General features: G+C 68.5%; 17 protein-coding genes and 7 tRNA genes. 6 read left to right on the forward strand and 18 right to left on the reverse strand.

Features of this window, described 5'->3' with window-relative positions; genetic code table 11:
• Positions 1–24 precede the first annotated feature (24 nt).
• The 8 genes from dinB to uvrB all read right to left on the reverse strand — a co-directional run bounded on the left by dinB (position 25) and on the right by uvrB (position 6,128).
• Entirely contained in the window at positions 25–1,086 is a 1,062-nt protein-coding gene (dinB, locus tag L3N39_RS13720) for a DNA polymerase IV (RefSeq protein WP_237258018.1), read from the reverse strand.
• 48 nt (positions 1,087–1,134) lie between these two features.
• A complete protein-coding gene (locus tag L3N39_RS13725; protein WP_237258019.1) occupies positions 1,135–1,584 on the reverse strand; it encodes an acyl-CoA thioesterase in 450 nt (149 codons plus the stop codon).
• 185 nt (positions 1,585–1,769) lie between these two features.
• Positions 1,770–1,845, reverse strand: a tRNA-Glu gene (locus L3N39_RS13730).
• 45 nt (positions 1,846–1,890) lie between these two features.
• Positions 1,891–1,966 (reverse strand) — tRNA-Ala (locus L3N39_RS13735).
• Positions 1,967–2,018: 52 nt separating this feature from the next.
• Positions 2,019–2,094: transfer RNA gene (locus L3N39_RS13740), tRNA-Glu, on the reverse strand.
• A gap of 2 nt (positions 2,095–2,096) precedes the next feature.
• Positions 2,097–2,172 (reverse strand) — tRNA-Ala (locus tag L3N39_RS13745).
• Positions 2,173–2,314: 142 nt separating this feature from the next.
• The gene (gltX, locus tag L3N39_RS13750; protein ID WP_237258021.1) at positions 2,315–3,799 is read right to left on the reverse strand and encodes a glutamate--tRNA ligase; all 1,485 of its coding nucleotides are present in this window, start codon (positions 3,797–3,799) and stop codon (positions 2,315–2,317) included.
• Between the two features lie 313 nt (positions 3,800–4,112).
• A complete protein-coding gene (gene uvrB, locus L3N39_RS13755; RefSeq protein ID WP_237258023.1) occupies positions 4,113–6,128 on the reverse strand; it encodes an excinuclease ABC subunit UvrB in 2,016 nt (671 codons plus the stop codon).
• A 225-nt stretch (positions 6,129–6,353) separates the two neighbouring features.
• Here uvrB and L3N39_RS13760 point away from each other — a divergent pair, with 225 nt between their 5' ends.
• Both L3N39_RS13760 and L3N39_RS13765 read left to right on the forward strand, forming a co-directional pair.
• Positions 6,354–7,550 carry an amino acid aminotransferase gene (locus L3N39_RS13760; RefSeq protein ID WP_237258024.1) on the forward strand — a complete coding sequence of 399 codons (1,197 nt, stop codon included), beginning with the start codon at positions 6,354–6,356 and terminating at the stop codon, positions 7,548–7,550.
• A 104-nt stretch (positions 7,551–7,654) separates the two neighbouring features.
• A tRNA-Asn gene (locus L3N39_RS13765) sits at positions 7,655–7,730 on the forward strand.
• A 388-nt stretch (positions 7,731–8,118) separates the two neighbouring features.
• Here the strand turns inward: L3N39_RS13765 and L3N39_RS13770 are convergent.
• The 4 genes from L3N39_RS13770 to L3N39_RS13785 all read right to left on the reverse strand — a co-directional run bounded on the left by L3N39_RS13770 (position 8,119) and on the right by L3N39_RS13785 (position 9,788).
• A complete protein-coding gene (locus L3N39_RS13770; RefSeq protein ID WP_237258025.1) occupies positions 8,119–8,502 on the reverse strand; it encodes a VanZ family protein in 384 nt (127 codons plus the stop codon).
• Between the two features lie 150 nt (positions 8,503–8,652).
• Positions 8,653–9,390 (reverse strand): BamJ family beta-barrel-assembly machinery protein, encoded by a 738-nt coding sequence (locus L3N39_RS13775; RefSeq protein ID WP_237258026.1) that lies wholly within the window; start codon positions 9,388–9,390, stop codon positions 8,653–8,655.
• A 232-nt stretch (positions 9,391–9,622) separates the two neighbouring features.
• Positions 9,623–9,699, reverse strand: a tRNA-Asp gene (locus tag L3N39_RS13780).
• A gap of 13 nt (positions 9,700–9,712) precedes the next feature.
• Positions 9,713–9,788, reverse strand: a tRNA-Val gene (locus L3N39_RS13785).
• Between the two features lie 201 nt (positions 9,789–9,989).
• Here L3N39_RS13785 and rdgC point away from each other — a divergent pair.
• Positions 9,990–10,910: a recombination-associated protein RdgC gene (rdgC, locus tag L3N39_RS13790; protein ID WP_237258027.1), complete on the forward strand. Its 921-nt coding sequence runs from the start codon at positions 9,990–9,992 to the stop codon at positions 10,908–10,910.
• Between the two features lie 47 nt (positions 10,911–10,957).
• Here the strand turns inward: rdgC and L3N39_RS13795 are convergent, their stop codons facing one another.
• The 4 genes from L3N39_RS13795 to L3N39_RS13810 form a co-directional block, all read right to left on the reverse strand.
• A complete protein-coding gene (locus tag L3N39_RS13795) occupies positions 10,958–12,274 on the reverse strand; it encodes an MFS transporter (protein ID WP_237258028.1) in 1,317 nt (438 codons plus the stop codon).
• A 33-nt stretch (positions 12,275–12,307) separates the two neighbouring features.
• Positions 12,308–12,634 carry an AzlD domain-containing protein gene (locus L3N39_RS13800; protein ID WP_237258029.1) on the reverse strand — a complete coding sequence of 109 codons (327 nt, stop codon included), beginning with the start codon at positions 12,632–12,634 and terminating at the stop codon, positions 12,308–12,310.
• Positions 12,631–13,347 carry an AzlC family ABC transporter permease gene (locus L3N39_RS13805; protein ID WP_237258030.1) on the reverse strand — a complete coding sequence of 239 codons (717 nt, stop codon included), beginning with the start codon at positions 13,345–13,347 and terminating at the stop codon, positions 12,631–12,633. Before L3N39_RS13805 ends, L3N39_RS13800 begins: the two co-directional genes overlap by 4 nt.
• Positions 13,348–13,490: 143 nt before the next feature.
• Positions 13,491–14,054 (reverse strand): GNAT family N-acetyltransferase, encoded by a 564-nt coding sequence (locus L3N39_RS13810; RefSeq protein WP_237258031.1) that lies wholly within the window; start codon positions 14,052–14,054, stop codon positions 13,491–13,493.
• Positions 14,055–14,296: 242 nt separating this feature from the next.
• Here L3N39_RS13810 and L3N39_RS13815 point away from each other — a divergent pair, with 242 nt between their 5' ends.
• The gene (locus L3N39_RS13815; protein WP_237258032.1) at positions 14,297–17,758 is read left to right on the forward strand and encodes a hybrid sensor histidine kinase/response regulator; all 3,462 of its coding nucleotides are present in this window, start codon (positions 14,297–14,299) and stop codon (positions 17,756–17,758) included.
• Positions 17,759–17,849: 91 nt separating this feature from the next.
• Entirely contained in the window at positions 17,850–19,094 is a 1,245-nt protein-coding gene (locus L3N39_RS13820) for an MgtC/SapB family protein (protein WP_237258033.1), read from the forward strand.
• A gap of 23 nt (positions 19,095–19,117) precedes the next feature.
• Here L3N39_RS13820 and rmuC read toward each other — a convergent pair whose 3' ends face one another.
• Both rmuC and L3N39_RS13830 read right to left on the reverse strand, forming a co-directional pair.
• Complete coding sequence (rmuC, locus tag L3N39_RS13825) at positions 19,118–20,620, reverse strand: DNA recombination protein RmuC (RefSeq protein ID WP_431978030.1); 1,503 nt, start codon at positions 20,618–20,620, stop codon at positions 19,118–19,120.
• A gap of 52 nt (positions 20,621–20,672) precedes the next feature.
• A complete protein-coding gene (locus L3N39_RS13830; RefSeq protein ID WP_237258269.1) occupies positions 20,673–21,026 on the reverse strand; it encodes a tetratricopeptide repeat protein in 354 nt (117 codons plus the stop codon).
• A 550-nt stretch (positions 21,027–21,576) separates the two neighbouring features.
• On the opposite strand from L3N39_RS13830, the gene L3N39_RS13835 reads away from it, so the two are divergent.
• Positions 21,577–24,129 carry an intermembrane phospholipid transport YdbH family protein gene (locus L3N39_RS13835; RefSeq protein WP_237258034.1) on the forward strand — a complete coding sequence of 851 codons (2,553 nt, stop codon included), beginning with the start codon at positions 21,577–21,579 and terminating at the stop codon, positions 24,127–24,129.
• The last annotated feature ends 9 nt before the right edge of the window (positions 24,130–24,138 follow it).

Genomic DNA, 24,138 nt, shown 5'->3' on the forward strand with positions numbered 1-24,138 from the left:
TGCCCAGAGCACGCTTCGTCGGAATCAGAACAGACGAAGTTGTTCGACCTGCTCGTGCCGGCTGGACAGGCGTACGCCTAGGCCGATCAGCCGTACCGGCCGCTCGCCACGGGCGTAGGCGCCGGCCAGCAGGTCGGCAAAGCCCTCCAGCGTCGCGCCGACGCCGACCTGCTCGACGGTGGTCTGGGTGAAGTCGTGGAACTTCAGTTTCACGAAGGGCTTGCCTGGCCGGTAGTCAGCCTCCAGCCGCGCCAGGCGACGCTCCAATTGCTCCAGCAGCGCCGGCAGCTGCGCGCGACAGGCGGCGAGGTCCGGCAGGTCGCGGTCGAAGGTCTGCTCGACGCTGGCCGACTGGCGACGACGCTCGACCTGCACCGCCCGCTCGTCGATGCCGTGGGCCAGGTTCCAGAGCCGCTCGCCGAAGGCGCCGAACTCGCGCATCAGCTGCAGCCGGTTCCACTGCCGCAGGTCCGCACAGGTGCGCAGGCCGAGGCGCTCGAGCTTGTCGGCGGTGACCCGGCCAACCCCGTGCAGGCGATTGACCGGCAACGCCTCGACGAAACCCTCGACCTCGGCAGGGGTAATCACGAACAGGCCGTCGGGCTTGTTCCAGTCGCTGGCGATCTTGGCAAGAAACTTGTTCGGCGCGACGCCCGCCGAAACGGTGATGCGCAGCTGCTGCCAGACCCGCCGGCGAATGTCCTGGGCGATGCGCGTGGCGCTGCCGGCGAACTGCGTGCAGGCGGAAACGTCGAGGTAGGCCTCGTCCAGCGACAGCGGCTCGATCAGTTCGGTGTAGTCGCGAAAGATGCCGTGGATTTCCTGCGAGGCCTGGCGGTAGGCCTCCATGCGCGGCTTGAGGATCAGCAAATCCGGACACAGGCGCAGGGCATGGGCCGAGGCCATCGCCGAGCGCACCCCATAGGCGCGCGCCTGGTAATTGCAGGTCGCGATCACGCCGCGGCGATCGGCAGCCCCGCCGACGGCGAGCGGCCGCTGGGCGAGACTGGGGTCGTCACGCATCTCGATCGCGGCGAAGAAGCAGTCGCAATCGACGTGGATGATCTTGCGCTGCCGCTCGCTCACGTCGCCTCCAGGAACCGCACGCCAGGCCTCGCGTCGTGCCGGCAGACGCTAGAGCTCGAGCGGATAGGGCTCGACCAGCGCCTGGCCGTAGCCTTCGACGAACTCGGCAGGCATGCGCTTGGGCCGGCCACTGGACAGCTCGATGCAGACGAAGGTCGTCTGGGCACGCAGCAGCGTCGCGCCGTCGGCCGGGCGGCGCAGTTGGAACTGGCGCTTCATGCGCAGGCGCTGGTCCGACTCGGTGATCCAGGTCGCCAGCTGCAGCCGGTCGCCCTCGTAGGCGCTGGCCAGGTAGTCGATCTCGTGGCGCAGCACGGCCATCGCGCGGTCCAGCCGGCGATAGTCCTCGATCCCCAGCCCAAGGCTCTGGGAGTGGCTCCAGGCGCAGCGCTCCAGCCAGGAGACGTACACCGCGTTGTTGGCGTGGCCGAGTTCGTCGATGTGCTCGGCAGCAACTTGGACGTCGATGATGAAGGCGCGGTCGTGATCCCAGCTCATTGCAGATCCTCTCGTAAGAAAAGCCCCCGGGCCCGTATCCGATCAGGCGCCGGCGGCAGGCCATGGCTGACGGCCAGCCCGTCGGACGAAGAGGATGCGGCAGGCGAGGCGAGATTTCCATTGCGGAAAAACAAAAGGGCCATCTCGCGAGAGATGACCCCTGATTGCCCAAGCCGGGCCAAAACTGGCGTCCCCTAGGGGACTCGAACCCCTGTTACCGCCGTGAAAGGGCGGTGTCCTAGGCCACTAGACGAAGGGGACGAAACCTTCGATACGATCCGGCAAGGTGCCGAAGCGTGTGGAAATTGGTGGAGCTAGACGGGATCGAACCGTCGACCTCTTGCATGCCATGCAAGCGCTCTCCCAGCTGAGCTATAGCCCCGAACTTAGCGTCTTCCGACGTGCGCATCGCTTGCGGCGATGCTGCTGGAAAGTGGCGTCCCCTAGGGGACTCGAACCCCTGTTACCGCCGTGAAAGGGCGGTGTCCTAGGCCACTAGACGAAGGGGACGTTGGTGGAGCTAGACGGGATCGAACCGTCGACCTCTTGCATGCCATGCAAGCGCTCTCCCAGCTGAGCTATAGCCCCATCTCGAGGACGGGGCGCATATTAGGGGCGCCCCCGGGCACTGTCAACAGAATTTTTCGCCGCAGCGCAGAATTTTTGGCATTAGGAACAAACACTTACCGCCACAGGCGAGTGGCGGCGGGAAAACCGCCGCCCACCGGCCTCAAGCGGGAATCGCCACCAGCAGCTTTTCCCACTCCTTGGCTTCCTTCTTCGACGCCCCACCGAGCAGCTCCAGGGCCTGGCGCAGGCGGAAACGGGTCAGGTCGGGGCCGAGGATTTCCATCGCATCGAGCACCGAGACCGAACTGGCCTGGCCGGTGATCGCGGCGAACATCAGCGGCATCACGTCACGCAGCTTGAGTTCAAGGTGCTCGGCGACCGCGCCGATGCAGCCGGTGATGCGCTCCTTGTCCCAGTGACGCAGTGCCTCGAGCTTCCACAGCACCAGTTGCAGGACCTGGCGCACCTGCCCTTCGTTGAGCTTCTTGTGGGCGAACAGCGCCGGATCGAGGTTGAGCGCGCCGGAGAAGAAGAAGCTGGCCAGCGGGGCGATCTGGCTGAAGGTCTCCACGCGCTGCTGCACGTGCGGGGCGATCTTCATCAGGTACTCGGGATTGAGTGCCCACTGCTGCACCTCGGCGGCGAACTGCTCGACCGACAGCTCGCGCAGCCACTGGCCGTTGAGCCAGGACAGCTTCTCCAGGTCGAAGATCGGCCCGCCCAGCGATACGCGCAGGATGTCGAAGTGTTCGATCATCTCGGCCAGGGTGAACTTCTCGCGCTCGTCGGGCATCGACCAGCCCATGCGCCCGAGGTAGTTGAGCATCGCCTGCGGCAGGAAGCCCATGCGCTGGTAGAAGGTGATCGAGGTCGGGTTCTTGCGCTTGGACAGCTTGCTCTTGTCCGGATTGCGCAACAGCGGCATGTAGCAGTTCACCGGTGCCTGCCAGCCGAAGTATTCGTAGAGCTTGAGCAGCTTGGGCGCCGAGGGCAGCCATTCCTCGCCGCGCAGCACATGGGTGATGCCCATCAGGTGGTCGTCGACCACGTTGGCGAGGAAGTAGGTGGGCAGGCCGTCGGCCTTCATCAGCACCTGCATGTCGATGCGGTCCCAGCCGATCTCCACTTCGCCGCGCAGCATGTCCTTGACCACGCAGACGCCTTCGCTCGGCACCTTCATGCGCACCACGTGCGACTCGCCGGCGGCGACGCGACGCTGCGCCTCCTCGGGCGCGATGTGCATGCAGTGGCCGTCGTAGCGCGGGGTTTCCTTGTTGGCCATCTGCTCGGCACGCACCTGGTCCAGGCGCTCTGCGCTGCAGAAGCACGGAAACGCATGGCCCTTGGCGACCAGTTCGTCCGAATACTGCTTGTAGATGGCGCCGCGCTCGCTCTGCCGGTAGGGACCGTGCGGCCCACCGACATCCGGGCCCTCGTCCCACTCGAGGCCCAGCCAGCGCAGCGCGTCGTAGATCTGCTGCTCGGACTCGCGGGTCGAGCGCACCTGGTCGGTGTCCTCGATGCGCAGGATGAACTGGCCGCCGTGCTGGCGGGCGAAGCACAGGTTGAACAGCGCGATATAGGCCGTGCCGACGTGGGGATCACCGGTGGGGGACGGCGCGATGCGGGTGCGAACCGTGGTCATGAGTGCTCTCGAACGGAAAAGGACATGCGAAAAACCAAAGCGCGAATGTTAGCAGGCGCGCCGCGACCGGCTCCAGCCGAACACCGGGCCGGCCCCCAGCTGGAAAGCAATGCCCCCCGCGGCAACGCCGTTTGCCGTGAGGAAACCGCCAAGCGTTTCCATCCTTCCGATGTGTCGGGCGTTCGATCCGGCGAACCAAGGCAGCGGCCGCAGCCACCACGCGGATGAGGCTGCGCCGTCATCCACCCTACGCCTGAAGACAGCTCCCCGGGCCGGGCTACCTACCACGGCGCGATGCGGACCGCCCCGCGACTCAGACCTGCAGCAGCCGCTCGCGCAGCTTGTGGATCTCGTCGCGCGCCTCGGCGGCGGCCTCGAACTCCAGGTCGCGCGCCAGCAGCAGCATCTTTTCCTCGAGCTGGCGGATGCGCTTGTTGATCTCGCTCGGCGAACGCAACTCGCTGTCGTAGCGCGCGCTCTCCTCGGCCGCCTTCGCCTCGCTGCGCCGCTTGCGCGAACGCGAGCCTGGCACGGTGGCGCCCTCGAGGATGTCCTGCACGTCCTTCTTCACGCCCTTGGGCACGATGCCGTGGGCCTCGTTGAAGGCAATCTGCTTGGCGCGGCGGCGCTCGGTCTCGTCGATGGCCCGCTGCATGGAGCCGGTGACGTTGTCGGCATAGAGAATCGCCCGGCCGTTGAGGTTGCGCGCGGCGCGGCCGATGGTCTGGATCAGCGACCGCTCCGAACGCAGGAAGCCCTCCTTGTCCGCATCGAGGATCGCCACCAGCGACACCTCGGGCATGTCCAGCCCCTCGCGCAGCAGGTTGATGCCGACCAGCACGTCGAAGGCGCCCAGGCGCAGGTCGCGAATGATCTCGACGCGCTCCACCGTATCGATGTCCGAGTGCAGGTAGCGCACGCGCACGTCATGGTCGCCCAGGTAGTCGGTCAGGTCCTCGGCCATGCGCTTGGTCAGGGTGGTGACCAGCACGCGCTCATCGGTCGCCACGCACTTGCGGATCTCCGAGAGCAGGTCATCGACCTGGGTCAGCGCCGGGCGCACCTCGACCTGCGGGTCGACCAGGCCGGTCGGGCGCACCACCTGCTCGACCACCCGCCCGGCATGCTCGGCCTCGTAGGGCCCGGGGGTCGCCGAGACGAAGATGGTCTGCGGGCAGATCGCCTCCCACTCGTCGAAGCGCATCGGCCGGTTGTCCAGCGCCGAAGGCAGCCGGAAACCGTACTCGACCAGGGTTTCCTTGCGCGAACGGTCGCCCTTGTACATGGCGCCGACCTGCGGCACCGAGACGTGGGATTCGTCGATCACCAGCAGCGCGTCGGCCGGCAGGTAGTCGAACAGTGTCGGCGGCGGCTCGCCCGGCCCGCGCCCGGAGAGGTAGCGCGAGTAGTTCTCGATGCCGTTGCAGTAGCCGAGCTCCATGATCATTTCCAGGTCGAAGCGCGTGCGCTGCTCCAGGCGCTGGGCCTCGACCAGCTTGTTCTGCCCGCGCAGGTACTCGAGGCGATCGCGCAGCTCGGCCTTGATCTGCTCGATGGCGTCCATCAGCGTCTCGCGCGGGGTCACGTAGTGGCTTTTGGGGTAGAAGGTGAAGCGCGGCAGCTTGCGGATCACCTCGCCGGTCAGCGGATCGAAGGCCGACAGGCTCTCCACCTCATCGTCGAACAGCTCGATACGCACCGCCTCCAGCTCCGATTCGGCGGGAAACACGTCGATCACGTCGCCGCGCACACGGAAGGTGGCGCGGGCGAAGTCCATGTCGTTGCGGCTGTACTGCAGGCCGGTCAGGCGGCGCAGCAGCTCGCGCTGGTCCAGGCGGTCGCCGCGGTCGACGTGCAGCACCATCTTCAGGTACGACTGCGGGTCGCCCAGGCCGTAGATGCAGGAGACGGTGGTGACGATGATCGCGTCGGGACGCTCGAGCAGCGCCTTGGTCGCCGACAGGCGCATCTGCTCGATGTGGTCGTTGATCGAGGCATCCTTCTCGATGAAGGTGTCGGACGACGGCACGTAGGCCTCGGGCTGGTAGTAGTCGTAGTAGGAAACGAAATACTCCACCGCGTTGTGCGGGAAGAACGCCTTGAACTCGCCGTACAGCTGCGCGGCGAGCGTCTTGTTCGGCGCCAGCACCATGGTCGGCCGCTGCACCTGGGCGATGACGTTGGCGATGCTGAAGGTCTTGCCCGAGCCGGTCACGCCGAGCAGCGTCTGGTGCGACAGACCGGCCTCGAGGCCCTCGACCATCTGGCGAATGGCTTCGGGCTGATCGCCTGCCGGCTTGAAACGGGTGACCAGTTCGAACTGGGACATGGGCGACCTCTGCGTGATCTGTCTGGCTCGATCGTGGAACTGAGCGCCTGCCACGGAGCGCCGGCGAACGAGCCGACGAAGCGCCTGCGGCAGGGCAAAAAGCTGGGGATAGCATATCGCGGCGGCCGCGCTTGATCGCTATACTATCGCCCCGTTTGCGCACCCCCTCCGCGCGAAGCGAGGGCGGTGAAAATCCTGTCACCTTCTCTTTCAGAGCCCTCCACCATGAGTTTGTTCTCTGCCGTCGAAATGGCGCCGCGCGATCCCATCCTCGGCCTCAACGAAGCTTTCAATTCCGACACGCGGCCGAACAAGGTCAATCTCGGTGTGGGCGTGTACTACAACGAAGAGGGCCGCATCCCCCTGCTGCGCGCCGTCGCCGAAGCCGAGCAGGCGCGCATCGCCGCCCATGCGCCGCGCGGCTACCTGCCGATCGAAGGCATCGCCGCCTATGACAGCGCCGTGCAGAAGATGCTGTTCGGCGCCGATTCGTCGCTTTTGGCCGACGGCCGCGTGGTCACCGTCCAGGCCCTCGGCGGCACCGGCGCCCTGAAGATCGGCGCCGACTTCCTCAAGCGCCTGCTGCCCGATGCCACGGTGGCGATCAGCAACCCGAGCTGGGAAAACCATCGCGCGCTGTTCGAATCGGCCGGTTTCCCGGTGCAGCACTATGCCTATTACGATGCCGGCAGCCACGGCGTGGACCGCGCCGGCATGCTGGCCGACCTGCGCGCCCTGCCGGCCCGCTCGATCGTGGTGCTGCACGCCTGCTGCCACAACCCGACCGGCGTCGACCTGGGCGTCGACGACTGGAAGCAGGTCATCGCAGTACTCCAGGAAAAGGACCACGTGCCCTTCGTCGACATCGCCTACCAGGGCTTCGGCGACGGCATCGAGGAAGACGCGGTGGCCGTGCGCCTGTTCGCCGAGACCGGCATGACCTTCTTCGTCTCCAGCTCGTTTTCCAAGTCGTTCTCGCTGTACGGCGAGCGCGTCGGCGCGCTGTCCATCGTCACCCAGGGTCGCGACGAATCCGCGCGCGTGCTGTCGCAGGTCAAGCGCGTGGTGCGCACCAACTACTCCAACCCGCCAACCCACGGCGCCACGGTGGTCGCCTCGGTGCTCAACAGCCCGGAGCTGCGCGCCATGTGGGAAGCCGAACTGGGCGAGATGCGCGAGCGCATCCGCAAGATGCGCCTGGGCATGGTCGAGCAGCTGGCGACCAAGGGAGCGAAGACCGACTTCGGCTTCGTCGCCCGCCAGCGCGGCATGTTCTCCTACTCCGGCCTGACCGCCGAGCAGGTCGAGCGCCTGCGCGCCGAGTTCGGCGTCTACGCGATCAGCACCGGCCGCATCTGCGCGGCCGCGCTCAACGAGCGCAACCTGGGCTACGTCACCGACGCCATCGTCCAGGTGCTCTGACGAGCAATACCCGGCACGCCCTGCAGCGGGGCGCGCCGGGTGCCCGGCAGGCCTGACAAGGGGGTTGACTTCCCCTTTGGAAACAGTAGGATACGCACCGTTGTTCCGCGATAGCTCAGTCGGTAGAGCAAATGACTGTTAATCATTGGGTCCCTGGTTCGAGTCCAGGTCGCGGAGCCAAATTGAAAAGCCTCGGTTGATACCGGGGCTTTTTTATTGCCTGCGGACTCTCACCAGGGACTGCGTCCCAGGTTATTCGGCCGACGGCCTCACCCCGTCGGGGCCGCGCTGAAGCGCGTTCAGCTGCGCTGTCGAGTCCAGGTCGCGGAGCCAAATTGAAAAGCCTCGGTTGATACCGGGGCTTTTTTATTGCCTGCGGACTCTCACCAGGGACTGCGTCCCAGGTTATTCGGCCCACGGCCTCACCCCCTCGGGGCCGCGCTGAAGCGCGTTCTGCTGGCGCAGTCGAGTCCAGGTCGCGGAGCCATATTTAAACCCAGCCAATGCGCTGATTTTTTATGCCCGTCGAACTCCAGGGACTGCGTCCCAGGTTATTCGGGCCGCCCGCTCAGGCGCCAGAGGCCGCTGCACCAGCCTCGCCCGCGCCCTCCCCGCCCCTGGCAAGCCACCAGCGCAGCAGCAGCGAGGCGGACAAGCCGCATACCACGCCGAGGCAGTTCGCCAGCATGTCGCCGAACGACGGCGTGCGCAGCGGTAGCGCGCCCTGCAGCAACTCGATGGCCAGCGCGGCAGTCAGCGAGCTGAGCACCACCAGCAACCAGTGCAAGCGCGGGAAGGAGAATCTCAGCGTGAAGGCGAACGCAGCGAACCCGGCCATGTGGTGCAGCTTGTCCTGGTGGTCGAACATCTGCGGCACCGGATCGGGCCGCAGCCCGGTGAACAGTACGACCAGCAATACCGCAAGAAAGGGCAACGCGCGCAGATACTGCATAACACCTCATCGATCGAAAACCGGCGAAACGGGCAATCGCCCGATCCGAACCGGTTGGAGCACTCGCTCTGACCACACCGAGGCGACAACATTCACAGGCAAAAACGAAAGCGCCCCCAAACAGGGGGCGCCAGGAACGGACCGAGCGGATTACTCCTGGGTCTCGGCCTCAGGCTCGGCAGCCGGCTCGGCCGCATCACCCTTGATGCCGAGCAGTTCGAGCTCGAACACCAGCACCGAGTTGGCCGGGATCAGCGGACTCGGGCTCTGCTCGCCGTAAGCCAGGTCGCTCGGGATGTACAGCTTGTACTTCTCGCCGACATGCATCAGCTGCAGGCCTTCGACCCAGCCAGGGATCACGCCGCCGACCGGCAGGTCGATCGGGCTGCCGCGCTTGATCGAGCTGTCGAACACGGTACCGTCGGTCAGGGCACCCTCGTAGTGCACCGTGACGACGTCCTCGGCGGTGGGCTGCGGGCCCTCGGCGGCCTTGATCACTTCATACTGCAGGCCCGAGGCGGTGGTCTTCACGCCCTCGCGCTTGCCGTTGTCCTCGAGGAACTTCTTGCCGGCCTCGGCAGCCTTGGCGTTGGCCTCGGCCATGCGCTCCTCGGCACGCTTCTGCAGCGCGGAGAAGGCCTCCATCAGCTGCTCGTCGGTCAGCTTCTGCTCCTTCTTGCCGACGGCGTCCTCGATCCCCAGGGCGACGGCCTTCGAGTCGAGATCATCCATCCCCTCCTGCGCCAGGCTCTTGCCCATGTTCAGGCCGATACCGTAGGACGCCTTCTGCGCCGGAGTGTCGAGCTTGACACTGGTCTGCGAGTCGCAGCCGGCCAGGACGAGGCCGACCAGGGCGACTGCCGGTGCCAAACGATGATGTAGTCTCATGCTGTTTCCTTCTATCCGGGAAAGGGTGACGCTTTTCAGGCGGACGAGCTTAACAGGCACCCCCGAGCCCTGGCTACGAAGCCCGAGGCCGCAAAGGGTAAAGACATCGCAAAGAATGCATGTGCTGCGCAGGAGGCGCAGGCAGCGCAAGACGGCAGGCAGAAACGAAAAAAGCGACCCTAAGGTCGCTTTTTTCGTTTTCCCGGGCGTTCAGTATTCCCGAGAAGCTAGATGGCGCAGCGGACGGGACTCGAACCCGCGACCCCCGGCGTGACAGGCCGGTATTCTAACCGACTGAACTACCGCTGCGCATTACCTCGAGTGGTGGGTGATGACGGGATCGAACCGCCGACCCTCTGCTTGTAAGGCAGATGCTCTCCCGGCTGAGCTAATCACCCATTTGCTCTCGAAGTGGGGCGCATTCTAGAGATGCCTCCCTACCTTGGCAACCCCCCAATGCAAAAAAAATTTGGAAAGTTTCAAAGACTTAGCGGAGTCGCCTTTTATCACCGTTTTCCCCGAGGTGATGCACCGAGGGTTGGCCTGACCCGGGCGGATGGGAATAATGCGCGCTTTGCTTTGTCCGGAGTTTCCTCGCCATGTGGTTTCGCAACCTGCTCGTCTACCGTCTCACCCAGAACGTCCCCTTCGATGTCGAGACACTGGAAGCCGCACTGGCCGCCAAGCCCGCCCGCCCCTGCGCCAGCCAGGAGACCAGCACCTACGGCTTCGTCGCCCCGTTCGGCAAGGGCGCCGATGCGCCGCTGGTGCATGCCAGCCAGGGCTTCCTGCTGATCGCCACACGCAAGGAAGAGCGCATCCTGCCCAGCAGCGTGGTCAAGGATGCGCTCAAGGAAAAGGTCGACGAGATCGAGGCCGAGCAGATGCGCAAGGTCTACAAGAAGGAGCGCGACCAGCTCAAGGACGACATCGTCCAGGCCTTCCTGCCGCGCGCCTTCATCCGCAAGTCGGGCACCTTCGCCGCCATCGACGCCGAGCGCGGGCTGGTCCTGGTGAACTCGGCCAGCCCGCGCAAGGCCGAAGACCTGCTCTCCACCCTGCGCGAGGCGATCGGCTCGCTGCCGGTACGCCCGCTGACGGTGAAGGTCGCGCCCAGCGCCACCCTCACCGACTGGGTCAAGACGCAGAAGGCCGCCGACGATTTCTTCGTGCTCGACGAATGCGAGCTGCGCGATACCCACGAGGATGGCGGCGTGGTGCGCTGCAAGCGCCAGGACCTGACCAGCGACGAGATCCAGCAGCACCTGGAAGCCGGCAAGCAGGTCACCCAGCTGTCGCTGGCCTGGCAGGACAAGCTGTCCTTCGTGCTCGACGACAAGACGGTGATCAAGCGCCTGCGCTTCGAGGAACTGCTGCAGGAGCAGGCCGAGCAGGACGGCGGCGACGATGCCCTCGCCCAGCAGGACGCCAGCTTCGTGCTGATGATGCTGACCTTGCGCGAGTTCCTGCCGGCGTTGTTCGAGGCACTCGGCGGCGAAGAGATCCCCCAGGGCATCTGAGCCGCGCCCCGGCTGGCGGGCTCAGCCTCGCCAGCCCTGCCCCGCGCTCACGGCCCGGCGACGCGCCCGGGTCGCCAGCCGGCGACGAACTCCGGCACGGCGCTGAACAGATAGGCTGCGAAGGCGAAGTTCAGCAGCGAGACCGCCAGGAACAGCTGCGGGATCGTCAGCCCCAGCACCACCAGCAGCAGGATCGCGACGATCGCCGAAAGCACCATGAACAGCGCGTTGAGAATATTGTTCGCCGCCACCACACGGGCGCGCTGCTGCAAGGGCGTGCGCGCCTGGATCAACGCATACAGCGGCACGATGTAGAGGCCGCCGGCGACACCCAGGCCGAGCACACCGGCCAGCACCCACCAGGCAGCCGGCTCGGCCAGCAGCGCCAGCCAGTCGCGCTCGGCCGCCACCGGCATGCCGCCGGCGCTCCACCACAGCAGCAGACCGGAGAGGCCGAGCCCCAGCGCGCCCACCGGTACCAGCCCGGGTTCGACCCGGTGCGCCGAGAGCCGCTCGCAGAGCAGCGAACCGAAGGCGATACCCACCGAGAACAGCGTCAGGATCAGGGTGACCACCGTCTCGTCTCCCTGCAGCAGGTCCTTGGAGAACGCCGGGATCTGCGTCAGGTAGGTCGCGCCGAGAAACCAGAACCAGGAGTTGCCGAGCATCGAGCGCGACACCGCCCGCTGCTGCGCGAACCCCAGGCGCAGCACCTGCAGCGACTGGCGCAGGGCGTGCCAGTCGAGCACCAGTCCGGGCAGCCCGGCGGCCGTACGCGGGATCGCCAGGCTGGCCAGGTAGCCGGCCGCGGCCAGCAGCACCACGGCAAGCGCCACGCCCGGCGCGTAGTCGTCCAGCCCCAGCAGCGCACCGGCGCCGATGGTGCCGCCGAGGATCGCCAGGAAGGTGCCCATCTCCACCAGCGCATTGCCACCGATCAGCTCGTCGGGCGCCAGCTGCTGCGGCAGGATCGAATACTTCACCGGGCCGAACAGCGCCGACTGGGTGCCCATGCCGAACAGCACCAGCAGCAGCAGCGGCAGGCTGCCGAGCAGCAGCCCGGCGGCCCCGGCGAGCATGATCAGCACCTCGGCCAGCTTGATCCTGCGGATCAGCCTCGCCTTCTCGTACTTCTCGCCAAGCTGGCCGCCAAAGGCCGAGAACAGGAAGAACGGCAGGATGAACAACAGCGCACAGAGGTTGATCAGCAGGCTCTTGTCCGCCTCGATACCCAGGCGAAAGAGGATCGCCAGCACCAGCGCCTGCTTGAACACGTTGTCGTTGAAGGCACCGAGGAACTGGGTCAGGAAGAACGGCAGGAAGCGCCGCGTTGCGAGCAGGCGGAACTGCGAATGCTGGCTCATCGGGCGGGCTCCGGCAGGGTCATGGTCTTGCCCTCACAGCGGCAGCTGGCCCAGGGCCCAGCGCAGCACGAAAAAGCTCAGCAGGCCGAGGGCGATGGTCGCCAGCAGGTGGCGGGTCAGCGCGGCGACGACGATGGCCAGCGCGCCGGCCAGCAGGTAGGCGTTGCGCCAGTCCAGCCACAGCTCGCCCTCGGGCATCAGCATGCCGGGTACGACGATGGCGGTCAGCACGGCGACCGGGACGTAGTGCAGCCCCTGCTCGACGGCCCGGGCGAAGCGCAGGTCGGGCCAGGCGAAGAAGCTGAAGCGCGTCATGAAGGTGATCGCCAGCATGCCCAGGATCAGCAGCCACAGGCTCATGCCCTGTCCTCCCCGGCCAGGGCGCGCTCGGCGCGCCGCTCCAGCCACACGCCGACGACGATGCCGGCCAGCGCCGCGGCCAGCAGGCCGAGCTTGTACGGCAGGCTCCAGGTCGCCAGCGCCACCAGCCCGGCGACCACCGCCGAGGCCACCTGCGGGCAGCTGCGCATCATCGGCACGGCGATGCCGATGAAGGTGGCGATCATGGCGAAATCCAGCCCCCAGGCGGCGACGTTCGGCACTGCCTGGCCAAAGATCACCCCGATCAGCGTCGACACCTGCCAGCTCAGGTACATGGTCAGCGCCGCGCCGAGGAAGAACCAGTGCTTGTACGGCGAGGCATCGTCGCGCGCGTAGCGGTGCTGCACCACGGCGAACGCCTCGTCGGTCAGCCAGAACGCCAGCGGCACCCGCCAGCGCCCCGGCAGGTGCCGCACGAACGGCTGCAGCGCGGCACTGTAGAGCGCATGGCGCAGGTTCACCACGAAGGTGGTCAGCAGCACCACGGCCGCGCCGACACCGCCGCCGAGCAGGGTGATGGCGATGAACTGCGCCGAGCCGGCGAACACCAGCGCCGACATGCCCATGGCCTGCAGCGGGCTCAGCCCGGCCGCCACCGCGAGGGTACCGAAGATGATGCCGAAGGGAATCGCGCCGAGGATCAGCGGCAGGATATCCCGGCAGCCATGGAGAAATTCTTGCGAACGCGACATCGGCACTCCCTGGTGGCGCGGCCCTGCACGCCGGGCGCCCCTACGGCGGCCCGGCAGCGCCGCGGCGCAAACCGCCAACCTTACCCGAACGCTTCTTTTTCGGCGATCCGCATGACCGGACGGTGACAGCGCCGGCCGTCGCCTCAGCCGCCGGCGCCAAGTCGCTCGCGGATTGCCGGCCAGTCCCGGTCGGTGATGCTGTAGAGCAGCGTGTCGTCCAGGCGGCCGTCGGCCAGCCGCCGGTGGTTGCGCAGGCGCCCCTCGTACTGCGCGCCGAGCTTCTCGATGGCGCGCTGCGAGCGCAGGTTGCTTGCCGCGGTCTTGAGCTGCAGGCGCACCAGCTGCCAGTCCTCGAAGACGTGGCGCAGCAGGAGGAACTTCACCGAGGCGTTCAGCCCGGTGCCGTGCTCGGCGCGATCGAGCCAGGTCCAACCCAGCTCGGCGGCCGGCAGCTCGGGCAGGAAGTCGGCCAGCCGCGTGGTGCCAACGACCCGTTCGCCCATGCGCAGGGTGAACACCACCGCGCGCCCGTCACGCTGGCTGGCCAGCGCCTGGCGATACCAGTCCGGACGCAGCGGGCCGTTCATGCAGGCCAGTTCCTCGCGGTTCTGCTCGGCCAGCGCGGCCAGCACGGGGATGTCGGCCTCCGCCAGCGGATCCAGGCGCAGGGCGCCTCGCTGCAGGGCGAAGGGAAGCGGTACGAACATGACCTTCTCCAGATGATGCGACGACAAGGGCCATTGTGCCCTGCCGGACGGGCCGCGAGGTTGATCGCAGACGCTGCGCAGCCCCATGCGACGATGGTCGCAGCGATGGCCAGAGCGCCCCGATTGCTGCCAAACTGCGCCGATTCCTCATTCGTCCAGCCGACAAGCCAGCCATAATCGCGGAGCCCCATCGGGTGCTTCCGGCGCCTGGCTGTCGACAATGCTTTTTGTTCGGAGTTTGCATGACCCTGTCCGGCGGGTTGATCGCGGCAGTCGCCCTCATCTATATGGCCATCCTGTTCGCCATCGCCTTCTATGGCGATCGCAGCGGCGAGATGCCGCCGCGCCTGCGCGCCTGGGTCTACAGCCTGTCGCTGGCGGTGTGGTGCACCAGCTGGACGTTCTTCGGCGCGGTCGGCCAGGCCGCCGAGCAGCTCTGGGCGTTCGTGCCGATCTACCTGGGGCCGATGCTGGTGATGCTGTTCGCGCCCTACGTCATCCAGAAGATGATCGTCATCAGCAAGCAGGAGCACATCACCTCGATCGCCGACTTCATCGCCGCGCGCTACGGCAAGTCGCAGCTGCTGGCGGTAATGGTGACGATCATCTGCCTGGTCGGCGTGCTGCCCTACATCGCCCTGCAGCTCAAGGGCATCGTGCTCGGCGTGAACATGCTGATCGGCACCAACATCGACGCCACCGGCACCGGCACGCGCGACACCGCGCTGATCGTGACCCTCGTGCTGGCGCTGTTCACCATCCTCTTCGGCACGCGCAACCTGGACGTCACCGAGCACCATCGCGGCATGGTGCTGGCGATCGCCTTCGAATCGCTGATCAAGCTCCTGGCCTTCCTCGCGGTCGGCGCCTTCGTCACCTTCGGCCTGTTCGACGGCTTCGGCGACCTGTTCAACCAGGCCCATGACTCGCCGGAGCTGACCAGCTTCTGGGCCGAGACGGTGAACTGGCCGTCGATGCTGGTGCAGACCGTGGTGGCGATGATGGCGCTGGTCTGCCTGCCGCGGCAGTTCCACGTCTCAGTGGTGGAGAACAACGACCCGCGCGACTTCCGCCTGGCGCGCTGGGTGTTCCCGGTCTACCTGGTGCTGGCCGCGGTGTTCGTCGTGCCGATCGCCCTGGCCGGGCAGATGCTGCTGCCGGCCGGCGTCACCCCGGACTCCTTCGTCATCAGCCTGCCGCTGGCCGAGGCGCATCCGGGGCTCGCCCTGCTGGCCTTCATCGGCGGCGCCTCGGCCGCCACCGGCATGGTGATCGTCGCCAGCGTCGCGCTGTCGACCATGGTCTCCAACGACATGCTGCTGCCCTGGCTGCTGCGCCGCCAGGAGACCGAACAGCCGTTCGAGGCCTTCCGCCACTGGATGCTCTCGGTGCGCCGCGTCAGCATCATCGCCATCCTGCTGCTGGCCTACGTCAGCTACCGGCTGCTGGGCCCGACCGCGAGCCTGGCGACCATCGGCCAGATCGCCTTCGCCGCCGTCACCCAGCTGGCCCCGGCCATGATCGGCGCGCTGTTCTGGAAGCAGGCCAACCGCCGCGGCGTGTTCGCCGGCCTCGCCGCCGGCGCGGCGATCTGGTTCTACACGCTGATCCTGCCGCTGCTCGGCTGGCCGCTGGAGATGTTCCCGGGCCTGAGCTGGATGTACGGCGGTGGCCCGGGCTTCGGCATCAGCGGCCTGACCCTCGGCGTCACGCTGTCGCTGATGGGCAACGCCACCCTGTTCTTCTGGGTCTCGATCCTCACCCAGACCCGCGTCGCCGAGCACTGGCAGGCCAGCCGCTTCATCGGCCAGGAGATCACCCCGAGCACCAGCAGCCGGCGCCTGCTCGCCGTGCACGTCGAGGACCTGCTCTCGCTGGCCTCGCGCTTCGTCGGCGCCGAGCGCGCCGAGCAGAGCTTCCAGCGCTTCGCCCGCCGCCACGGCCAGGAGTTCTCCCTGCGCCAGCAGGCCGATGGCCAGTGGATCGCCCACACCGAGCGCCTGCTGGCCGGCGTGCTCGGCGCCTCCTCCACCCGCGCGGTGGTCAAGGCCGCGCTGGAAGGCCGCGACATGCAGGTCGACGACGTGGTGCGCATCGTCGGCGAGGCCAGCGAGGTGCTGCAGTTCAACCGCGCGCTGCTGCAGGGCGCGATCGAGAACATCACCCAGGGCATCAGCGTGGTCGACCAGTCGCTGCGCCTGGTGGCCTGGAACCGTCGCTACCTGGAACTGTTCGACTACCCCGATGGGCTGGTCTACATCGGCCGGCCGATCTCCGACATCATCCGCTACAACGCCGAGCGCGGCCTGTGCGGCCCGGGCGACCCCGACACCCACGTCGCCAAGCGCCTGTACTGGATGCGCCAGGGCCGCGCGCACACCTCCGAGCGGCTGTTCCCCAACGGCCGGGTGGTCGAGCTGATCGGCAACCCCATGCCCGGCGGCGGCTTCGTCATGAGTTTCAGCGACATCACCGCCTACCGCGAGGCCGAGCGCGCGCTGAAGGACGCCAACGAGGGCCTCGAGCAGCGGGTCAGCGAGCGCACCCAGGAGCTGTCGCAGCTCAACGCCGCGCTGATCGAGGCCAAGAGCACCGCCGAGGCGGCCAACCAGTCGAAGACGCGCTTCCTCGCCGCAGTCAGCCACGACCTGATGCAGCCGCTCAACGCCGCGCGGCTGTTCTCCGCGGCGCTGTCGCACCAGCAGGACGCCTTGCCCGCCGAGGCTCGCGAACTGATTCGCCACCTCGACAGCTCGCTGCGCTCGGCCGAGGACCTGATCACCGACCTGCTCGACATCTCACGCCTGGAAAGCGGCCGGGTGACGCCCGACCGCAACCCCTTCGCGCTGTCCTCGCTGTTCGACACCCTGGGCACCGAGTTCACCGCCCTGGCCCGCGAGCAGGGCGTGGACTTCCGCGTGCACGGCAGCAGGCTGCGGGTCGACAGCGACGTGCGCCTGCTGCGCCGGGTGCTGCAGAACTTCCTCACCAACGCCTTCCGTTACGCCAAGGGCCGCGTGGTGCTCGGCGTGCGTCGCCAGGGCAATGCGCTGCGGCTGGAAGTCTGGGACCGCGGCCCGGGCATCCCGCAGGACAAACTCAAGGTCATCTTCGAGGAATTCAAGCGCCTGGACAGCCACCAGACCCGCGCCGAGAAGGGCCTGGGCCTGGGCCTGGCGATCGCCGACGGCCTCTGCCACGTGCTCGGCCACAAGCTCGAGGTGCGCTCCTGGCTGGGCAAGGGCAGCATGTTCAGCGTCACCGTGCCCATCGCCCCGGCGGCCCCGCTGCGCCGGCTGCCGGCCGCGCGCGAGCCGCAGCACAGCGCGCTGACCGGCACCCAGGTGCTGTGCATCGACAACGAGGACAGCATCCTCATCGGCATGAACAGCCTGCTGTCGCGCTGGGGCTGCCAGGTCTGGACCGCGCGCAACCGCGAGGAGTGCCAGGCGCTGCTGGCCGAGGACGTGCGCCCACAGCTGGTGCTGGTCGACTATCACCTGGACCAGGGCCACACCGGTACCGAGCTGATGGGCTGGCTGCGCAGCCGCCTCGGCGAACCGGTGCCGGGGGTGGTGATCAGCGCCGACGCACGCCCCGAGCTGGTCGCCGAGATCCACGCCGCCGGCCTCGACTTCCTGCCCAAGCCGGTCAAGCCGGCCGCGCTGCGCGCGCTGATGAGCCGCCACCTGACCCTGCGCTGAGGCATCGGCGTGGCATTCGGCCACGGCCGGGCGCCACGCCATACGGCCGGGACGGATACACTGAGGGCATGCTGACCCGGATCGCCACGCCATGCCCCTGGAACTGCTTCTCAACCTTGCCACCGCCCTCGGCGCGGGCCTTCTGATCGGCGCCGAGCGCGGCTGGAGCGGGCGCGACCACGCCAACCCCGAGCTGGTCGCCGGCATCCGCACCTTCGGCCTCACCGGGCTGTTCGGCGGGCTGGCCGCCGTGGCTGCCGAGCACCTGGGCGTCGCCGCCTGGATCACCCTGTTCGCCCTGCTGGCGCTGCTGGTCATCGCCGGCTACCTGGTGGATGCACCGGGCGGCGACCACGGCATGACCAGCGAGGTCGCCATGCTGCTGACCTTCCTGCTCGGCAGCCTGGCGGTCGCCGAAAGCCGCCTGCTGGCCGGCGGCGCGGCCATCGTCGTCGCCCTCCTGCTCAGCCTCAAGGGCAAGCTGCACGGCGCCCTGCGCCGGCTCAGCGAGGCCGAACTGGGCGGGGCGCTGAAGCTGCTGTTCATCTCCGTGGTGCTGCTGCCGGCGCTGCCCAACCAGGGCTACGGCCCCTGGCAGGCGCTCAACCCCTACACCACCTGGCTGATGGTGGTGCTGATCGCCGGCATCGGCTTCGCCGCCTACGTCGCGATCCGCCTGCTCGGCGAGCGCCACGGGCTGCTGGTCACCGCGCTGCTCGGCGGCATGGTCTCGTCGACGGCCATGACCCTGACCCTGGCGCGGCTCGATGCGCCCAGGCTGCGCGCCGCGCTGGTGGCGGCCCTGCTGGCCACCTCGGCGCTGATGTTCCCGCGGGTGCTGCTGGAGGTCAGCGTGCTCAACCCGGCGCTGCTCGATGCCCTGCTGCTGCCGCTGCTGGCCGCCGCGGCGGTGTACGCCGCCGGCGCGCTGCTGTTCTACCTGCGCGCGGCCGAACACCCCGAGCAGGCCGCCGAGCCGCCACTGAAGAACCCCTTCGAGCTGCTGCCGGCGTTGCGTTTCGCCGCGCTGCTGGTGCTCATCCTCGTGCTGGTCGAGGGCGCGCGGCACTACCTGGGCGACATGGGCGTCTACCTGGTCTCGCTGCTGTCGGGGACGACCGATGTCGACGCCATCACCCTGTCGCTGGCCAGGAGCGCGCGCGACGGCCTCGATGCCGACCTGGCGGTACGCGGGATCTACATCGCGGTGGTCAGCAACAGCCTGGTGAAGGCGGCGCTGATCCTGGTCGTCGGCGGCCGCCAGCTGGCCCTGCGCAGCGCCCCGGTGATGCTCGCCGGCCTGCTCGCCGGGGCCGCCGTCCTGCTGCTGCGCTAGCGGCGGCCGCGGCCCAGGCGCAGTCAGCCCTGCGAGCCGGTCTCGGGCAGGCCGGGCTCGAGCAGCGCCTCGACCGGCGCCACCCCGGCGCGTTCCAGCCAGTCGCCGGGCAGCCGCTTGCTGGCCCTTGCGCCGAGCTGGCGCAGTTGCTCGCTGCGCCCGACCAGGTTGCCGCGGCCCTCGGTGAGCTTGTTGCGCGCGCCCTGGTAGGCCTTGTCCAGCTGCTGCAGGCGGCTGCCGACCTCGTCCAGGTCCTGCAGGAAGGCGACGAACTTGTCGTACAGCGCGCCGGCGCGCTCGGCGATCTCGCGGGCGTTCTGGTCCTGCCGTTCCTGGCGCCAGAGGCTGTCGATCAGGCGCAGGGTGGCCAGCAGGGTGGTCGGGCTAACGATCACCACATGCCGGCCGAAGGCCTCCTGGAACAGCTCCGGGTCGGCCTGCAGGGCGGTGGCGAAGGCCGCCTCGATCGGCACGAACAGCAGCACGAAGTCCAGGCTCTGCAGGCCTTCGAGACGCTGGTAATCCTTGGCCGACAACCCCTTCAAGTGGTTGCGCAGCGACAGCACGTGCTGCTTGAGCGCCAGCGCCCGGCTGTCCTCGTCGGCCGCGCCGAGCAGCGCCTGGTAGGCGGTCAGGCTGACCTTGGCATCGACCACCACCTGGCGCTCGCCGGGCAGGCGGATCAGCACGTCGGGCTGGTAGCGCTGGCCGTCGGCGCTCTTCAGGCTGACCTGGGTCTGGTACTCGCGCCCCTTCTCCAGCCCGGCGTGCTCGAGCACCCGCTCGAGCACCAGTTCGCCCCAGTTGCCCTGGATCTTCTGGCCCTGCAGGGCGCGGGTCAGGTTGGTCGCCTCGTCGCCCAGGCGCTGGTTGAGCTGCTGCAGGCGCTCCAGTTCGCGCACCAGCGAGAAGCGCTCGCGCGCCTCGCTCTGGTAGCTCTCCTCGACCCGCTTCTCGAACGCCTGGATGCGCTCCTTGAGCGGATCGAGCAACTGCCCGAGGCGCTCGTGGCTGGTCTCGGCGAAACGCTGCTCGCGCTCGTCGAAGATCCGCCCGGCCAGCTCGGCGAACTGCGCACGCAGCTCGTCGCGGGCCTGCTGCAGGTCGTGCAGGCGCTGCTGATGGGTGTTCTGCTGCTCGCGCAGCTCGGCGCCGAGCGCGGCATGCTCGGCCCCAAGCCGGCGCAGCTCGCCCTGCAGCTGCTCGCGCTCGGTCTCGAGCTCGGCGATGCTGCGGCGATCCTCGCTGCGCTGCAGCTGCAGCAGCTGCGCCTCGCGGCGCATGGCCGCCAGCTCGGCCTGCTGTTCGGCCTTCAACTCGTTCAGTTCGGCCAGCTCATGGCGCGCCGCATCCAGCTGCGCCCCCAGCCCCTGCTCGGCCAGGCCGGCCTGGGCCAGCCGTTCGTGCAACAGCGCCTGCTCGGTCTGCTCGCGCCCCAGGCGCAAGCGCAGCTGCACGCAGAGTCCGGCCAGCAGGACGACGCCCAGGCCGAGCGCGGCAATGGAATAGAGGGGATCGAAGGACATCGGCGGCTCCGGCGAGAATGCCGGGCAGTATAACGGGGGCTGCGCGGCGGGGTCAGACCGCCAGGCCGAGCTGGCGCAGCAGTTGCCGCGCTTCGGCCGAACCCTGGCCGGCGGCCTGCTCCAGCCACTGACGGGCCTTTTCCGGCTCGCCGTGCTGCGGCTGCGCGTACAGCCGGCCGAGCTCCAACTGTGCCTGGCAATCGCCGGCGCGAGCCGCCTGGCGCAGCAGTTCGAAACCGATGCGGCGGTCGCGATTGCCATCGCAGTCACGGCACAGCAGGCGCCCCAGGCGCGATTGCGCGACCACCACGCCTTCGCGCGCCGGCTGTTTGAGCAGGCGCCCGGCGATACGCTTGACGCCGTCGGTGCGCCCCAGGTGCGGGTTGTCCAGCAGCCACATGGCCATGCGCAGGCGCGGGGTGGAGGAAGCGGGGACGGCGGCCGGGGCGAAGGTGCGGAATCTCATGTTCACAGATGGGGCAAGGCGTGAGGGCGCGCACTTTACACGTTTTTTCGGCGAGGAAAAGTCTTGTCAAAAGTACCCAGTGGCGTTCTAGAAATACTCGTTTTTTTCATCCACAGAACCTGTGGATAACTAAGTGGACAAAGTGCAGACAAGTCGCCGTAGGCCCGGTGACATCTGGCCTGCGCTCAAACTGGCGGTTTTTTCACCAGCTTGAAAAACACTTATTTTTCAATCACTTAAGCACGAGCCCAGCAACCACGCGGGTTTGCGGCCAGCGACCGGAATGCCTTGACAAAGGCGCCCCGAAAATGTGCACAAGTGCTGGCACCTGGCTGCGCACCGCCCTGGCACGGGGCCTGCGCGGCTCAACGTCGCAGCCTCGCGGGAACTTCCAGAGCCGCTGCAGGTCGCACCGCGCCTGGCCTGACAGGCTCGGCCCGGGGACGCGGCAGGCCTTATGCTTGCTCCGGTTCGCCCTCCGGAGAAAGGCATGACCAGACGCCGTATCCTGCTCGCCCTCGGGCTGTCGCTTTTGCTGCTCGGCGGGGCCTTCGCCCTGCTCGCCACCGGCTGGCAGGCGTTCAAGCGCGACCAGGGCATCGAGCGACTCGACTGGCACGGCCTGCGGCTGTCACCGGCGCAGCTGGCCCTCGACCGGCTGGAGCTGCAGCGCAGTGACGCCGAGGGCGCCGTGCAGCAGCTGCGCCTCGACGGAGTCCGCCTGCACCTGGCCGGGCTGCGCCCGCAAACGCTGGAGATCGCCCGGCTGAGTTTCGACGCACGATCCACCGGCGGCGAGACCGCTGCCGATGGCACCGCGCTGCCGGAGTTTTCCGATGAACTGCTGCACCGCCTGGCGGGCTGGCTGCCGCGGGCCCTGCGTGTCGCCGAATTCCAGCTGATCCTGCCTTGTGCGACGGGCATCTGTCGCGAACAGGGTGCCTTCGAACTGCAACGCGCCGAGACTGCGCTGCTCCCGGTCAGCGCCACGCTGCAATTGCGCCCCGGCGACACGGAGACAGCCCATCAGCTGACACTGCAACTGGATGCCCGGCCGGCGCAGGCGGCGACCGAGCTGGACCTGGCACTGAGCCTCGACGGCACCCCGCGCCTGTCGCTGCACAGCCGCCTGCAGGACGCCGCTGGCCAGCTCGGCTGGGACGGTGGCGCCGCGCTGAACGGCCTGCCCGAGGCGTCCTGGCTGCTGCCCTGGCTGTGCCGCTGGACGCCGTGCGACGCGCGCAGCAGCGACCCGCTGCCGACCGACATGCGCCTGGGCGCCGCCTGGGCGCTGACGTTGCCCGTCCCGCGCCCGCTGGCCGGGCTGCCGGACTGGCGCCAGGCCGCCGGCGAGCTGCGCCTGTCCGCCGAGCTGCCCGGCTACTGGCCGGTGCCCGCGCTGGGCGAGCTGCGCGGCCGCCTCGAGCTGGCTGCGCGCGGCGAGGCCGGTGCCTGGCTGCCGGAGCGCCTGGACGCCGACCTCGAGCTGGTCCCGGCCGATCGGCTGCTGCAACCGCTGCCGGCGGCGCTGCGGCCCGAGGCCCTGCAGCTGCGCCTCACCCCGCGTGCCACCGAGGATGGCAGCCTCGGCCTGCAGGTGCAGGCGCACAGCCGCGGCGGGCCGGAACTCGCCCTCGAGGGCGACCTGCGCGTGCGCGCCAGCGCCGCACCCGAGCTGATCATCGACAGCCTGCGCGGCCGCCTGCGCAGCGCCAGGCTCGAGCAGGCCGGCCTGCAGTTGCGCCAGCTCGACCTGCGCGTGCGCCTGGACGGCCAGCTCGACCGCGCCGGCGGCCAGCTGCGCTTCGGCGAGGCACGCCTGGAGGTCGCCCGGCTGGGCGCGGCCGGGGCCACCGCCAACGGCCTGGACGCCCGCTTCGACGGCCTGGTGCTGGACCTCGCCACGGCACCGGAGGTCGCCGGCTACCACGCCCGGGGCCCCTTGCAACTGCGCGTGCAGCACCTGGAGCAGCCAGCCCTGCGGCCCCTGGAGTGGAACTGGCAGGCTCGCCTGGAAGCCACGCCACAGCGCCTCGACGTACAGGGCACGCTGCGCAACGGCGCCGGGCTCGCCCTGGCGCTACAGGCCGGACAGACTTCCGACGGACTGCGCGCCGAGCTGACCCTGGCCGAGCTGTTCCTGCGTGCCGGCAACCCGCTGGCCGCCACCCTGGCCGACTGGCCCGCCACCCTGGAACTGGCCAGCGGGCGGCTCAAGGGCGACGCCCGCCTGCGCCTGCCCGCACGCGGCGCCCTGCAGCTGGACGCCACGCTCGATGGCCGCGGCCTCGCCGGGCTCTACGACACCACCGAGTTCGACGGCCTGGCAGCCGGCGTGCGGGTCGACCTGCGCGGCGAGCGCCTGCAGGTGCAGATCCCCGACCTGCAGCTGGCGCGCCTGAATCCCGGCCTGTCGATCGGCCCGCTGCAATTGCGCGGCCGCTACGACGGCCAGCTCGCGGCCCTCGGCAGCGGGCGCCTCGCCTGGAGCCAGGCCGAGACTCAGCTACTCGGCGGCCGCCTGTGGCTCGCGCCGGGCAGCCTCGAACTCGGTCGCGCGGCGCAGCCGCTGGACCTGCAGCTGCAAGGCCTGGAGATCGACGCGCTGCTGCGTGCCTACCCGGCCGAAGGGCTGGCCGGCAGCGGCACCCTGGATGGCCGCTTCGACGCCCGCTACGGGCCGGCGGGCCTCGGCATCGCGCAGGGCCGGCTGGCGGCGCGCGCGCCTGGCGGCGTACTGCGCTTCAATTCGCCCAGGCTCGAGGCGCTGGCGGCGGCGAACCCTGCGATGAAGCTGGTCACCGAGGCCCTGCACGACTTCCACTACAGCCTGCTGACCAGCGACGTCCGCTATGATGAATCGGGCAAGCTGCAGCTCGGGCTGCGCATCGAGGGCCGCAACCCGGCGCTCGAGGGCGGCCGGCCGGTGAACTTCTCGGTCAACCTCGAGGAAGACATTCCCGCGCTGCTGACCAGCCTGCAACTGAGCGATCGCGTCAGCGAAACCATCCAGCGCCGGGTGCAGCAACGCCTGCAGCGCTGACCGGAACAG

Origin of the sequence: Pseudomonas oligotrophica, from assembly GCF_021726475.1 — a bacterium.
Taxonomy (GTDB): Bacteria; Pseudomonadota; Gammaproteobacteria; order Pseudomonadales; family Pseudomonadaceae; genus Stutzerimonas; species Stutzerimonas oligotrophica.